The 14,730-nt window shown below is 75.0% G+C and carries 8 protein-coding genes and 1 riboswitch; of the genes, 4 read left to right on the top strand and 4 right to left on the bottom strand.

The window, feature by feature from the left end:
• Positions 1–29: 29 nt before the first annotated feature.
• The gene (locus ABTY15_RS21370; RefSeq protein ID WP_350595518.1) at positions 30–1,199 is read right to left on the bottom strand and encodes a M20 family metallopeptidase; all 1,170 of its coding nucleotides are present in this window, start codon (positions 1,197–1,199) and stop codon (positions 30–32) included.
• Between the two features lie 223 nt (positions 1,200–1,422).
• On the opposite strand from ABTY15_RS21370, the gene ABTY15_RS21375 reads away from it, so the two are divergent.
• Genes ABTY15_RS21375 through ABTY15_RS21390 form a run of 4 tightly spaced genes read left to right on the top strand, consistent with a single transcriptional unit; the run spans position 1,423 to position 11,143 of the window.
• A complete protein-coding gene (locus ABTY15_RS21375; RefSeq protein ID WP_350595526.1) occupies positions 1,423–8,907 on the top strand; it encodes a non-ribosomal peptide synthetase in 7,485 nt (2,494 codons plus the stop codon).
• Positions 8,904–9,089 (top strand): MbtH family protein, encoded by a 186-nt coding sequence (locus ABTY15_RS21380; RefSeq protein WP_350595533.1) that lies wholly within the window; start codon positions 8,904–8,906, stop codon positions 9,087–9,089. The genes ABTY15_RS21375 and ABTY15_RS21380 overlap by 4 nt, the downstream gene beginning before the upstream one ends.
• A gap of 44 nt (positions 9,090–9,133) precedes the next feature.
• The gene (locus ABTY15_RS21385; protein ID WP_502893554.1) at positions 9,134–10,555 is read left to right on the top strand and encodes a DHA2 family efflux MFS transporter permease subunit; all 1,422 of its coding nucleotides are present in this window, start codon (positions 9,134–9,136) and stop codon (positions 10,553–10,555) included.
• Between the two features lie 36 nt (positions 10,556–10,591).
• Positions 10,592–11,143 carry a Uma2 family endonuclease gene (locus ABTY15_RS21390; RefSeq protein WP_350595543.1) on the top strand — a complete coding sequence of 184 codons (552 nt, stop codon included), beginning with the start codon at positions 10,592–10,594 and terminating at the stop codon, positions 11,141–11,143.
• A gap of 48 nt (positions 11,144–11,191) precedes the next feature.
• Here the strand turns inward: ABTY15_RS21390 and ABTY15_RS21395 are convergent, their stop codons facing one another.
• From ABTY15_RS21395 to fes, 3 genes are all read right to left on the bottom strand, one after another.
• The gene (locus ABTY15_RS21395; RefSeq protein WP_350595551.1) at positions 11,192–12,046 is read right to left on the bottom strand and encodes an MBL fold metallo-hydrolase; all 855 of its coding nucleotides are present in this window, start codon (positions 12,044–12,046) and stop codon (positions 11,192–11,194) included.
• 12 nt (positions 12,047–12,058) lie between these two features.
• Positions 12,059–12,126: riboswitch (guanidine-III (ykkC-III) riboswitch) on the bottom strand.
• 646 nt (positions 12,127–12,772) lie between these two features.
• Entirely contained in the window at positions 12,773–13,411 is a 639-nt protein-coding gene (locus tag ABTY15_RS21400; RefSeq protein ID WP_350595557.1) for a hypothetical protein, read from the bottom strand.
• Positions 13,412–13,523: 112 nt separating this feature from the next.
• Positions 13,524–14,720: an enterochelin esterase gene (gene fes, locus ABTY15_RS21405; RefSeq protein ID WP_350595567.1), complete on the bottom strand. Its 1,197-nt coding sequence runs from the start codon at positions 14,718–14,720 to the stop codon at positions 13,524–13,526.
• Positions 14,721–14,730 lie beyond the last annotated feature (10 nt).

Here is a 14,730-nt window from a genome sequence, read left to right on the forward strand (position 1 = left end):
GTTATCTGTTATCTGTTACTTGTCGGCCGTCAGCTCTTCGCCGCTGCCGAGCCCGCCGCCACCGTGCCCCCAGTCGAGCCCGCCGCCGCGAAGTCCACGGCCGTCCACGCCAGGCCGACCGCGCCGTCGAGCACGGCGCGGTCGGCCTCCGGTGACAGTGCCGCCTCCGCGAACCCGGCCTCGTGCGGGCCGCAGGCGCCACCGGTGATGTCCAGTACCGGGTGGATCGAGGGCACGACGTGCGAGACGTTCCCCATGTCGGTACAGGCGAACGGCCCGTGCTCGACCGGTTCCGGCCGGCCGAGCACGGCCGCGTTGGCCTGCCAGAGCGTGAGCAGGGTGGCGTCGCCGCGCATGTCCAGGTAGTCCGGTTCGGGCCGGTCGAGGGTGACCTCGCAGCCGGTGGCGAGCGCCCCGGCCCGGAAGCAGTCCTCGACCCGGGCGCGCAGCTCCGCCAGGTCCTCGGCCGCCGAGGCGCGGATCTCGTACTCGGCGCTCGCGCTGTCCGGGATCAGGTTGGGCGCCGTCCCGGCGGCCGTGGTGATCCCGTGCACCCGCCACTGCGGCGGGAGTTGCTGGCGCAGCAGTCCGAGCGCGACCTGGGCGACGGTGAGCGCGTCGGCGGCGTTGCGCCCCTCGTGCGGGTTGAGGCTGGGGTGGGCGGCGCGGCCGGTGTAGCGGACGGAGAGGGTGCCGAGCGCGAAGGAGCGGAAGTCGGCGATCTCGACCGGGCAGGGGTGGACCATCATCGCCGCGTCCACACCGTCGAAGGCGCCCGCGTCCAGCAGCAATGCCTTTCCGGCGCCGCGTTCCTCGGCCGGCGCGCCGATCACCCTTACGGTGAGGCCGAGTTGGTCCGCGTACGGGGCGAGGCCGAGTGCCGCGCCGATGCCGGCGGCGGCGATCAGGTTGTGCCCGCAGGCGTGCCCGAGGCCGGGCAGTGCGTCGTACTCGCAGACGAGTGCGACGGTGACCGGCCCGCTGCCCAGCCGGGCGGTGAACGCGGTGGCCAGACCGTGCGCCGGCGCGGTGACGGTGTAGCCGTGCGCGCGCAGCAGCTCCGCGCACCAGGCGGCCGCCCGGTGCTCCTCGAACGCGACCTCCGGGTGGGCGTGGATGCGGCGGCTGAGCGCGAGCAGCTCGTCGCGGTGCGCGTGGACGCGGTCGCGGACGGCCTGCTTGGTCGCGGTCGGGGGCATGGGCGGCGCCTCCGTGATGTCAGGGGCCCGGCTCCGAAGGGCCGTTGACCAGATCAGATGAAGTTAGATTAGGCTAACCTAAGTATCGCGTTCCGTTCGTCGGACCCCGCCGGACCCCATCGGGCCGGACCGGACCCACCCGAACCCACCAGGCCGCACCCCACCCCACCGCGCCCCGCCGCACCCCGCCGGACCCACCGGACTCCGAGGAGCTCTCCGAACCATGCCTGCCGTCGAAACCCAGGCCGCCGACGTCCCACTGCTCGCCGCCCAGGCGGCCATCTGGCACGCCCAGGCGCTCGACCCCGCGAACCCGGTCTACAACACCGGCGACGCCGTCGAGATCACCGGCCCGCTCGACGAGGAGTTGTTCGAGGGCGCCCTGCGCCAGGCGGTCGACGAGGCCGAGGCGCTGAGCGTCGTCGTCGTCACCGGCCCGGACGGCACGCCCCGCCAGCGGCCGCTGCCCGCCCGCCGCTGGCCGCTGCATCGCCTCGACCTGCGCGCCGCCGCCGACCCGGCGGCCGAGGCCGAGGCCTGGATGCGCGTCGACCTCGCCCGCCCGGCCGACCTCGCCGAGGGCCCGCTGTTCACCCAGGCGCTGATCCGCCTCGCCGACGACCGGTACTGGTGGTACCGCCGGATCCACCATCTCGCCGTCGACGCCTACGCGTTGACCCTCATCGGCGAGCGCGTCGCCGAGCTGTACACCGCGCACGCCACCGGCACCCGCCCCGGCGAGCGCCCGTTCGCCACCCTGGCCGAGGCCGTGGCCGAGGAGGCCGCCTACCGGGGCGGCGAGGAGTACCGCGCCGACCGCGCGTTCTGGTCCGAACGCCTGGCCGGCGCCGAGGCCCCCGCCACCCTGCCCGGGCGGCGGTCCGGCGCGCCGGCGGACCAGGACACCCCGACTGCTGCCCCCGGCCCGCTGCGCCTCACCGCCGAACTGCCCGCCGGCACCCGCGAACGGCTGGAACGCGCCGCCCACGCCGCCCGCGCCACCTGGGCCGAGCTGATCCTCGCCGCCACCGCCGGCTACCTGCACCGCCTCGCGGGCACCCCGGACGTCCTGCTCGGCCTTCCGCTCGCCAACCGCCGTGGCCCCGCCGCCCTGCGCACCCCCGTCACCACCGCCAACGTCCTCCCGCTGCGCCTCGCCGTCGCCCCCGCCGACAGCGCCGAGGCCCTGCTGCGCCGGGTCGTCCGGGAGTTGCGCGCCGTCCGCCGCCACCAGCGCTACCCCCTGGAGGACCTGCGCCGCGACCTCGCCCTCACCGGCGAGCGCCGCGCCCTGTTCGGCCCGATGGTCAACATCAAGGCCTTCGAAGGCGATCTCGACCTGGCCGGCCTGCCCGGCGTGGTCCGCAATCTCGCCGCCGGCCCCGTCGACGACCTCGCCCTCGGCGTCTCACCCGGCCCGCACGGCGCGCTGCGCCTCGTCCTCGACGCCGACCCGGCCCGCCACGACGCCGCCTCCCTCGCCGCCCACCGCGATGGACTGCTGCGCTACCTCGACGCCCTCGCCGAGTTGCTGCTCACCGCCCCGCAGACCCCGATCGCCCGGATCGACCTGCTCGACCAGGGCGCCCTGTACCGCGCCACCACCGGCCGCGCGGAGCCGCCGGTCGAGCAGACGCTGCCCGCCCTCTTCGCCACCCAGGCCGCCCGCACCCCGACCGCCGTCGCCGTCCGCAGCGGCGAACGAACCCTCACCTTCGCCGAGTTGGACGCCGCCGCGAACCGCCTCGGCCACCGCCTCGCCGCCCTCGGCGTCCGCGCCGACACGTCGGTCGCGCTCGCCCTGCCGCGCAGCGCGGACACCCTGGTCGCCATGCTCGCCGTGCTCAAGGCCAGCGGCGCCTGCCTCTCCCTCGACCTCGGCCACCCGCGGCAGCGGCTCGCCGCCGTCCTGGCCGACGCCCGCCCGGTCTGCGCCCTCGGCACCACCACCGCCCTCGCCGGGCTGGACCTACCGGCCGGCCTGCCCGCCATCGCGCTGGACGACCCCGCCGAGACCACCGCCCTCGCCGAACTGCCCGCCACCCCGCTCCCTGACCCCCAACCAGCCGACGCAGCCTACGTGTTGCACACCTCGGGCTCCACCGGACGCCCCAAGGGCGTGGTCGTCACCCACGCCGCGCTGGCCAACCTGTACGCGGGTCACGGCGAGGACCACATGGCCCCGGCCCTGCGCCGCACCGGCCGCGACCGCCTGCGCGTCGCCCACAGCGCCTCGTTCGCCTTCGACGCCTCCTGGGACCCGGTCCTGTGGATGGTCCACGGCCACGAACTGCACCTGCTCGACGACGCCACCTACCGCGACCCGGCCGCCCTCGCCGACCACCTCCACCGGGAACGCGTCGACTACCTCGACGTCACCCCCTCCTACCTCGAAGTCCTGCTCGCCGAAGGCATCCTGGACGAGGAGCGGCACCGCCCCGCAGTGATCGCCGTCGGCGGCGAGGCCACCCCGCCCGCCCTCTGGCGACGCCTCACCGCCGTCCCCGGCCTGCGGCCCATCGACCTCTACGGCCCCACCGAGACCACCGTCGACGCCTACGCCTGGACCCCGGGCCCCGACGGCACCCCGGTCGGCCGGGTCGTCCGAGGCTCCCGCGCCTACGTCCTCGACGGTTCGCTGCGCCCCACGCCCGACGACGCCACCGGCGAACTGTACGTCGCGGGAGCCTGTTTGGCCCGCGGCTACCTCGGCCGCCCCGACCTCACCGCCGAACGCTTCGTCGCCGACCCCTTCGGCCCGCCCGGCGACCGGATGTACCGCACCGGCGACCTCGCCCGCCGCCACCCGGACGGCACCCTGGAGTTCCTCGGCCGGGCCGACGACCAGGTGAAGATCCGCGGCTTCCGGATCGAACCCGGCGAGGTCGCCGCCGTCCTCGGCCAACTGCCGGGCGTGGACCGGGCCGTGGTGATCGCCCGCCCCGGCCCGCAGGGGCAGCGGCTGCTCGGCTACGCCGTCCCCGCGCCCGACGCGGAGCTCGACCCGGCCGGGCTGCGCGCCGCCCTCGCCGAACGGCTGCCCGCCCACCTCGTCCCGGCCGCGGTCCTGGTCCTCGCCGAACTGCCGCGCACCGCCAACGACAAGCTCGACCACCGCGCCCTGCCCGAACCCGACACCGGCGAACCCGGCATTGCCCCCGCGACCCCTCAGGAAGAGCTCGTCTGCGGGCTGTTCGCCGACGTCCTCGGCCTGACGGCGGCCCCCGGCCGGGACGCCTCCTTCTTCGACCTCGGCGGCCACTCCCTGCTGGCCGGCCGCCTCACCGCCCGGCTGCGTGAGACCTTCGGCGCCCCCGTCGGGTTCGCCGACGTGTTCCGCAACCCCAGCCCGGCCGCACTCGCCGCCCTGTTCGGACCAGCGGCCACGGCGCCGCAGACGCCGGAGACGCCGGACGTGCCCGGGACGCCGGAAGCCCGCCCCGCCCTGGTGCGCGTGCCGCGCACCGACCGGATGCCGCTCTCACCCGCCCAGCGCGGCCTCTGGTTCCTGCACCGCCTCGAAGGCCCCAGCCCCACCTACAACATCCCGCTCGTACTCACCCTCACCGGCCCGCTCGACCGCCCCGCCCTCACCCTTGCCCTCGGCGACCTCGCCGCCCGGCACGAGGTCCTGCGCACCGTCTACGGCGAGGAGCCGGACGGCACGCCCTACCAGCGGATCCTGCCCGCCGCCCCGGTCGAGCTGCACGACGCGTCCGAGCTGCACGGCGGGTCCGCCCTGCCCGAGTCCGCCCTGGCCGAGTCCGCGCTGGCCGAGTCCGCGCTGGCCGAGGTCGACCAGCCCGCGGCCGTCCCGTCCGAGGCCGTCCGGTACGCCTTCGACCTGACCGCCGAACCGCCCCTGCGCGCAACGCTGTTCGCGCACGGACCGGAGCGACACACCCTGCTCCTGCTGCTCCACCACATCGCCGGCGACGGCGCCTCCACCACCCCGCTGGCCCGCGACCTCGCCACCGCCTACGCCGCCCGGCACGCCGGGCAGACCCCGGAACTGCCGCCACCGGACGTCCAGTTCGCCGACCACGCGGCCTGGCAGCGGCAACTCCTCGGCGGCGTTGACGCCCCTAGCCCGCTCGCCGTGCGGCAGGCGGCACACTGGCGGACCACCCTGGCCGGCCTGCCCGACCAGCTCGAACTCCCCACCGACCGCCCGCGCCCGGCCGTCGCCGGCCATCACGGCGCCACCGTGCCGTTCGCCCTCGACGCCGAGACGCACGCCAGCCTCGCCGCCCTCGCCCGGGCGGCCGGTGGAACCGTCTTCATGGCCGTCCAGGCGGGCCTCGCCGCGCTGCTCACCCGGCACGGCGGCGGCACCGACATCCCCGTCGGCACCCCGGTGGCCGGCCGGGACGAACCCGAAACGGCTGACCTGGTCGGCTACTTCGTCAACTCCGTGGTCCTGCGTACCGACACGTCCGGTGACCCGACCTTCCGAGCACTGCTCGACCGCGTGCGCGACACCGTCCTCGCCGCCTACGAGCACGCCGACCTGCCCTTCGACCGCCTGGTCGAGGAGCTCAACCCGCCGCGCTCACTCGCCCGGCACCCGCTCTTCCAGGTGATGCTCGCCTGGCAGAGCCGCCCCGACGAGACCTTCGCCATGGGGGAGGGGCTCTCCGCCCGGATCGCCGCAGTCCCCACCGGCACCGCCAAGTTCGACCTCACCCTCAACGCGGGCGAACTCCCCGGCGGGGGCATCGGCGGCTTCCTGGAGTACCGCACCGACCTCTTCGACGCCGCCACCGCCGACGGCCTCGCCACCCGTCTCGCCCGGCTGCTCACCGCCGCCGCGACCGCGCCCGACACCCCGATCGGCCGGCTCCCGCTGATCGGCGAGGAGGAGCGGCGGCGCGCGCTGGTCGACTGGAACGCTCCGACCGGTGCGCTGACCGGTGCTCCGGTCGCCCCCGGCCCGGCCGCCACCACCCTGCCCGAGCTCTTCGAAGCCGCCGCAGCCGCCAACCCCGCTGCCGTTGCCGTCAGTTACCGCGACGAGACCCTGACCTACGCCGAACTTTCCGCCCGCGCCGACCGGTTGGCCCGACTGCTCGTCTCCCGCGGCATCGGTCCCGGCAGTCTGGTCGCCCTCGCCCTGCCGCGCTCGACCCAACTCGTCGTCGCCCTCCTCGCGGTGACCAAGTCCGGCGCCGGCTACCTCCCCCTCGACCCCGACTACCCGGCCGACCGCCTCGCCTACATGCTGGCCGACGCCACCCCCGCCGCCCTGCTCACCGACCGCGCCACCGCGCCCCGACTGCCCGCCAACGAGGTGCCGCAGATCCTCGTGGACGGCCCGCAGGCGGACGCCTTCCCGGCCACCCCGCTCGCCCGGCACGAGCGCACCCGGCCACTGCACGCCGAGGACACCGCCTACGTCATCTACACCTCCGGCTCCACCGGACAGCCCAAGGGCGTGCCCGTCACCCACCGCAACGTGGTCCGGCTGTTCGCCGCCACCGACCACTGGTTCGGCTTCGGCGCAGAGGACATCTGGACGCTGTTCCACTCCTACGCCTTCGACTTCTCCGTCTGGGAGCTGTGGGGCGCCCTGCTGCACGGCGGCCGCCTGGTCGTCGTCCCGCACCTGGTCAGCCGTGACCCGGCCGCCTTCCTCGACCTGCTCGCCCGCGAGCGGGTCACCGTGCTCAACCAGACCCCGTCCGCCTTCTACCAGCTCAGCGCCGCCGACCGGGACCGACCCGGCCGCGAACTCGCCCTGCGCTACGTGGTGTTCGGCGGAGAGGCACTCGAACTCTCCCGGCTCGACGACTGGTACGCCCGCCACCCCGACCACGCACCCACCCTGGTCAACATGTACGGCATCACCGAGACCACCGTGCACGTCTCCCACCTCGCCCTGGACCGGGCCAGTGCCGCCGCCGGCGTCGCCAGCGCCATCGGCGTCAACATTCCCGACCTGCGGGTCTACGTCCTCGACCAGCACCTCCAGCCCGTCCCGCCCGGCGTCACCGGCGAGATGTACGTGGCCGGGGCGGGCCTCGCCCGCGGCTACCTCGGCCGCCCCGCACTCACCGCCGGACGCTTCGTCGCCGACCCGTACGCCGAACTGTTCGGCGAACGCGGCACCCGGATGTACCGCTCCGGCGACCTCGCCCGGCGCCGCGCCGACGGCGTGCTGGAGTACTTCGGCCGCGCCGACCAGCAGGTGAAGATCCGCGGCTTCCGGATCGAACTCGGCGAGATCGAGGCCGTGTTGGCCGCCCACCCGGAGATCGCCGACGCCGCCGTGATCGTGCGCGAGGACACGCCCGGCGACCGGCGGCTGGTCGGCTACGCCGTCCCCGCCGTCCCCGCCCTCCCTGGCGCCCCCGCCGGGGAGGGGGACGACCCCGCCGCCCCGCCCCCTGCCGCTCCGACCGTCACCGCTCCGACCCCCGACACCCTGCGCGCCCACGCCGCGGCCGCCCTGCCCGCCCACATGGTGCCCTCCGCCGTCGTCCTGCTCGACCGCCTGCCGCTCACCGCCAACGGCAAGCTCGACCGCCGGGCCCTGCCCGCCCCCGCCGCGCCCGAAGGCGGCAGCGGCCGCCCGCCACGCGGCCCGCGCGAACAGCAGCTGTGCGAACTGTTCGCCGAGGTACTGGGCGTCCCGGCGGTCGGTGTCGACGACGACTTCTTCACGCTCGGCGGCCACTCGCTGCTGGTCGTCCGGCTGGCCGGGCGGATCCGCGCCGTGCTCGGCCTGGAGGTCGGCATCGGCACGCTCTTCCAGGCGCCCACCCCGGCCGCCCTGGACGCCGCCCTCGACGTGGCTCTCGACGCGGCCCGGTCCACCGGCACCCCGCCCGCCACCGCCGACGCGCTGGACGTGCTCCTTCCGCTGCGGCCCACCGCCCCCGGGCGGCAGGCCCCGCTGTTCGCCGTCCACCCGGCCGGCGGCCTCAGCTGGTGCTACACCGGCCTGATCCGCCACCTGCCCGCCGACGTGCCGATCTACGGCCTCCAGGCCCAGGGCGTCGGCCCCGCCACCGCCGAACTGCCCCTGCCACCAAGCCTGGACGAGCTGGCCGTGCACTACGTCGACCGGTTGCGCGAGGTCCAGCCCGAGGGCCCGTACCGGCTGCTCGGCTGGTCCACCGGCGGCATCATCGCGCACGTCGTCGCCGTCCGACTCCAAGAGCTCGGCCAGGCCGTCGAGTTGCTCGCGATCCTGGATGCCTACCCTGCCGAGGGCTTCCGCGACCTGCCCGCCCCGGACCAGGCCGAGGCACTGGAGGCGCTGCTCACCATGGGCGGCTACGGTCCCGCCGACCTGGCCGGTGAGTCGCTCGAACTCGCCGCCGTCACCGCACTGTTGCGCCGCGAAGGCAGCCCGCTCGCCGGACTCTCCGAGCCCACCGTGGCCGCGCTCAACCGGATCTACCTGCACACCAACCACCTGGTTCGCGGCCACGAGCACCGGCGCTTCGACGGCGACGTGCTGTTCTTCCGCGCCACCGTCGACACCATCGACGAGACCCTGGTCCCCGCGCTGTGGACCCCGTACGTCGCCGGCCGGATCGACAACACCGACATCGCCTGCTCGCACAAGGACATGACCCTGCCCGACCCGATCGCGCACATCGCCCGCGTGATCGCCGACCACCTGACCGGCCCCGCGCACCGCGTGACCGATGCCGCCGACCACCTGACCGACCCCGCCGACGCTGGAGAACCCCGCCGATGAACGACGCCCCCGTCAACCCCTTCGACGCCGACGGCGAGTTCCTCGCCCTCGTCAACGACCAGGGCCAGCACTCCCTCTGGCCCGCCTTCGCCGCCGTCCCGGCCGGTTGGGACGTCGCCCACGGCCCCTGCGAGCGCGCCGTCGCCCTGGACTGGATCACCGCCCACTGGACCGACCTGTGACCCCATCCGCCGACTCCGCTCCCGTCCCCGCGGAGGCCGCTCCCGTGGACGCCGCCCCCGCGGGCTCCGACTCCGCGGACTCCGCCTCCGCCGGGGCCCCGGCACGCCCCCTGCTCGCGGGGCGTGCCGCGGTGGTGGTCGTCTACACCGCCGCGATGTGCATGAACGGCCTGGACTCGACCATCGTCAACCCGGCGCTCTACCGCATCGCCGAGGACTTCGGCCGACCGGTCTCGGCGGCCAACGCCGTGGAGACCGCCTTCCTGGTCGGCCTCGCCGTGGGTCTGCCGGTGGCCGGCTGGTTCGGCGACCGCTGCGGCGTGAAGCGGGTGTTCCTCGCCGCGCTCACCGCCTTCACCCTCACCTCCGCGCTGTGCGCCGCCGCCCCCGGCCTGGGCCCGCTCGCCGCCGCCCGGGCCGTCCAGGGCGTGGCCGGCGGACTGCTCACCCCGGTCGGGATGACCCTGCTCTTCCGCGCCTTCGCACCGCACGAGCGGTCCCGGCTCGGCCGGATCCTCATCGTGCCCACCGCACTGATGCCCGCCCTCGGACCGCCGCTCGGCGGCTTCCTCACCGAACACCTCTCCTGGCACTGGCTGTTCCTCGTCAACCTGCCGATCGGCGCGGCCGCCGTGCTCACCGGAGTGCTCGGCCTGCCCCGCGCGGAGGAGCCCGCAGCAGGCCGCTTCGACACCACCGGCTTCCTGCTGGCCACCCCCGGCCTCGGCCTGCTCACCTACGCCCTGGGCTTCGGCCCGGCCCACGGCTGGGCCTCGCCCGGCGTGGCCCTCGGCGGCCTGCTCGGTCTGCTCCTGCTCGCCCTCGCCGTCCGCCACCAACGGCGGGCCCCGGAACCGCTGGTGGACCTCCGACTGCTCGCCGACCGCACCTTCGGCCCCGCCACCTGGCTGGCCCTGCTCACCTCGGCCGGCCTGATGGGCGCGCTGTTCGTCCTCCCGCTGCTCTACCAGGCGGCGCTCGGCGCCTCCGCGCTCGACGCCGGGCTGAGCGTCTTCCCCGAGGCGCTGGGCCTGATGGCCGCCTCGCACCTCGTCGACCGCCTGCTACCCCGCCTCGGCCCCCGTCGCCTCACCGTGCCCGCCCTCCTGCTGGCGGCGCTGGTGCTCGCCGCCCTGGGCTTCGCCGAGAACCCGTGGGCCGTCCGGGCGCTGATGTTCGCGGTCGGTCTCGTCCTGGGCACCGCCGTCCTCACCGTCCAGATCGTCGGCTTCGCCGAGATCCCGCCCCCCGCCATGGGTCGCGCAATGGGCCTGTTCACCATCCTGCGCACCCTCGGCGGCGCCCTCGGCATCGCCGCCACCGCCGCCCTGCTCGCCGCCCTGGCCCCCGACGCCGGCTCCCCCACCCCCTACCGCCTCGCCCTCCTCCTCACCGCCACCCTCACCGCCGCCGCCACCCTCCTCGCCACCCGCCTGCCCAGGGAGCTGACCCTGGATCCGTCCTGACTGCCGTACGGTGGCCGGAGTACTGGAGGAGACCTCATGAATCCTGAGCACTACCACCTGCTCGAAGAGGCCCGGCGCAGCCTCCCGGCCGGCTACAAGGTCGAGCTGTCCGGCGACATCATCGTGATGCAGGCGGCGCCGTCCTCGATCCACCAGCTGAATCTGGCGCTCGTCCAGCGCCAGTTCGAGGCGCACTGTCCGCCCGGGTACTTCCCGACCGGGAACAGCGACCTCTCCTCGCCCGAGGCCGGTTCGGTCCGCAACCCCGACCTCACCTATGTGCCCGAGACGGTCGTCGACCTGGACGACCACGACATCCCCGCCGAACTCGCCCTGATCGCGGTCGAGATCGTCTCCCCGTCCAACCCGGAGAACGACTGGACGGGGAAGGTCCGCGACTACCCGCGCATGGGCTTCCCGCTGTACCTGATCGTGGACCCGCGGCAGAAGACGGTGACGCTGTTCTCCGAGCCGAACCGCGACCGGTACCACACGAGGACCGAGCGGGAGTTCGGTGAGACGATCCGGATCCCCGAGCCGTTCGGCTTCGAGCTGGACCTCTCGCGGCTCGTTCCCTACAAGGACTGACCTACAAGGACTGACCCGCGAGCCGTCCACCCGCCCACCTGCGCCGACTCACTCGCTCGGCCAGAGGACCAGGTCGGCGAGTGCGTGCCGGGTGGGCTGCCCGCCCAGTTCGGCGAGTGCGGCGCGGATCGCGTGCAGGTGGGCGGTGGTGAGTTGGAGCGGCGGCTCGTCGGGCTGGTAGGTGGTCCGGATCGGGTAGTCCACGCCCGGGTCGCGGGTCATCTCGATGTGGCAGCCGAGCACGTGCGTGACGGTGTGCTGCTCGGTGAAGGCGATCAACCGGTCGATGGTGCGGCCGAACGCGGCCCAGTCGTCGATGTACAGCCGGCCCGGGTAGACGGTGTCGCCGGTGAGCAGGAAGCCGGTCCACGGGTCGTAGTAGGTGACGGCTGCCTCGTGGTGGCCCGGTGCGGCCAGGCAGCGCAGCACCCGGCCGCCGCCCAGGTCCACCCGCGCCACGGCCTCCGCGTCCTGGTCGAAGCCGAAGTACGGCCAGGCGGTGGCCCGGTCGGCGGCCACCAGGGTGGTCCCGGGCCGGTCGGTGAACTGTCCGTCGCCCGCGACGTGGTCGCCGTGCGGGTGGGTGTGCAGGACGAGTAGCCCGTAATCGTCCCGGGGGTTGCGGGCGAGCCACTTCCCGATCAGCTCGTCGACCACCGTGCGCACCGGGAAGAACTCCGGCTGGGCGGTGGCCCCGGTGTCGATCAGCACCGCCCGTTCGGCCCCGAAGAGCAGGTACAGGAACGGCGCCTCGTAGTTGATCGCCTTGTTCTGCCGCAGGATGACGGTGTGTTCGTCGTACTCGTGGACCTGGATGTCCGGGTCCGTGTTGTGCTTCGCCGACGGGGACCCGTGGATCCACCGCACATCCAGCGGACGAGCGATCGGTGCACCGGCAGCCATGACGCCTCCCTGCGTGCGTCGTCTTGGCGGGCCGGGTACGGCGCACATCTCGTCCGGGGCCGGCACCAGCGCGCCGCCACCGCGACGCTAACACGCCGCGCCGACCGCTGGCCGATGGCCGCCAGCCGCTAGGAGTCGAACCAGACCGGCAGCCGGACGTTCTCCGCCCCGTGCAACTACGTCAGGGTGCGCTCGGCCCGGTCCCCGGCCCTGGGGAGGCCGGGGACGGCAGCGGGGTCGATCAGGGACTTCCCGCGGAGCACCAACGCGCCGTCCGGGCCCCGGCTGTAGTGGCGAAAGCCGCTCGTCCGCCCGCTCGGCCGGCTCGTCCCGGTCCACTGCCGCCGGCTCAGCCCAGCCGGTCCAGGTCGGGTCGTGGACGTTGCAGCGGTACGCGCCGAAGGCCGCACGCGTCCGGGCGGGCACGTCCGCGGGCAGGCCCCGGCCCGGGGCGAGTGGCCGGAACCCGGCGTGGTTGCGGACACCGAAGAGGCAGCCGAACGCGTCGTGGTCGCGCGTGCCGTACAACGCGTCGAGCTCGATCACCACGGCCCAGCGGGTGCGCTCGTTCGCGGGCCTGCCGTGGGTGCTGCGGTACTCGACGCCGGTGATGTCCGTTCCCACGGCCGGATTCTCATGGGTCCGCGCAGCGCGGGCAACGGCTTTTGGCCCCGCCGGCCCCACCGAGGGGGCGGGCGGGGCCGGTGTCCTTCGGCCGCCTGGTGGTTACCGGCGGCGGGGGAAGAAGGTGACGGGGGTGTTGCCGGTGTACTGGAACTCGCCAGCCGGCAGGCAGTGGTCGTCCGGATTGTCGCCCAGCCCGTCGCAGTGCTCCGCGCTCAGCCGCATGAAGACGGTGCTGGTGTGCGGGCCCGCGCTCAGCGGGCGCAGCGGATGGGAGGCGAAGTTGGCGATGATCTGATCGTCCACGGTGTCGACGCGTCGCACGATCTCCGGGCCCACGGTGACGCTCCACTCCTGGCGGGTGCCGATGTCCTGGACGATCCGGACGCCCTGGAGCTTGGCGAGGAAGTCGTCCATCGGGGCGGGCCGCGAAGGCGTGTACCCGGCCGGGTAGACGGCGCCGTCCGGGCCGGTGGCGGTGCCCCAGCCCGGGAGGGTGCGGACCCAGCGCTCGCCGACGAAGGCCTCGCGGCACGGCGGCGGGCCGATGAGCCGTTCGCTCACCCCCAGGAAGGCGTTGAGATCGATGCCTTCGAAGACGCAGTGGTGGTCTGGCGACGGGACGGCCTCGGCGGTGCCGATGCCCGGGGCCGCCAGCAGGGCGGTGGCGACGGCGGCGACCAGGGCTGCGCGGATGCGAGTTCGGCTGCGGGTCCCGGTACGGGTACGGGAACGTGTCATGGTGGGCGGCGGCCTTTCCGGCTCGGTGGTGTGCGGGCATCCCGAGGATCCGTGGCCGCACCGGTGGCCCCGGCAAAGGACACCCGCGGGCCCGCCACTCGGCTCCCTGAGCTCATCCGCACGGCTGACGGCCGAGCAGGTGGCCGAGGCCGTCGGCGAGGCCGCCGCGCCAGCAGGCGTAGTCGTGGCCGCCGTTGAACTCGCGGTAGGCGAGGTCGTAGCCGCGCGCGGTGAGGACGTCGCGCAGGTGGCGGTTCTGGGGGAGCAGCATCCACTCCTGGAGCCCTACCTCGACGTAGAACCGGGCCGCCCGCCGCTCCCCGCCCGCGAACTGGCGGGTCAGCCACTCGGAGCCGGCGTCGAACTCGGTCCCGTCCGGCCACCAGAACGAGCCGGACTGGGAGAGCGCGTTGCCGAACCGCTCCGGCCGGCGGAACGCGGCGTAGGCGGCGGTGAGCCCGCCCGCGCTCTGACCGGCGATGACGGTGGCGGCCGGGTCGGTGGTGGCAGCGAACTCCCTCGCCGCCCAGGGCAGGAGGCGGTCGGCGAGGAGGTCGACGAAGTCCGGGTTGCAGGACAGGTCCGTCGGGCGGCCGGCGCCCATGGTGTGCACGAGCAGCGCGACCGCCGGCGGGATCACCCCGTCCGCCGTCAGGTTGTCGAGGGTGTCGCCGACGGCCAGCACCTCGCCCCACATCTCGCCGTCCAGCAGCACCGCCACCGGGTACGGCCCGGGCCCGTGTGCCCGTCCGCGCCCGTGGGCGGATCCGTGCCCGTGAGCGGAATCGTGCCCGGCCGGGAGGTGGACGTCCACCCGCCGTCCGGCCACCTCGCGCGCGAGCGTCCGCCCGCGCGGCACGTCGCTGCGCCGCTGGACGTACGGCTGGGCCGGGGCCTCGGGCAGGCTGAGCACCGAGGCGGGGTGCCGGCTGCCGCGGGCGGGCAGCCGGGGGCCGGGGGCGAGCGGGTCGGGCCGGGCGTGGTCGAGGACGTGCGACCACTCGGACCGGGTCGTGCCGGGCACCGCGCCCCGGAACGGGTACAGCTGGTAGGAGGCCCGGTGGTCGGCGCGCAGGCGGTAGGTGATCGACCAGCGGCCGTCGTCCCGGCGGGTCATCAGGTGCGGGGTGAGGTCCCCGGCGTGGCGGTCCTTGTCGGTGACGGTGTGCAGGAGGGCGAGCACGCCGTCGTACGGCGCGCCCCCCAGGGCGTCCGGCTGCGCGCCCTGCGGCGGGTCCGCGTGGACGAGGGTGACCAGCCGGTACGCCGGGTCGTCCGGGTCGGGGGCGACGAGCGGGTGGGGTTCCATCGGTGACGAC

The organism is Kitasatospora sp. NPDC097643, assembly GCF_040302625.1.
GTDB lineage: Bacteria > Actinomycetota > Actinomycetes > Streptomycetales > Streptomycetaceae > Kitasatospora.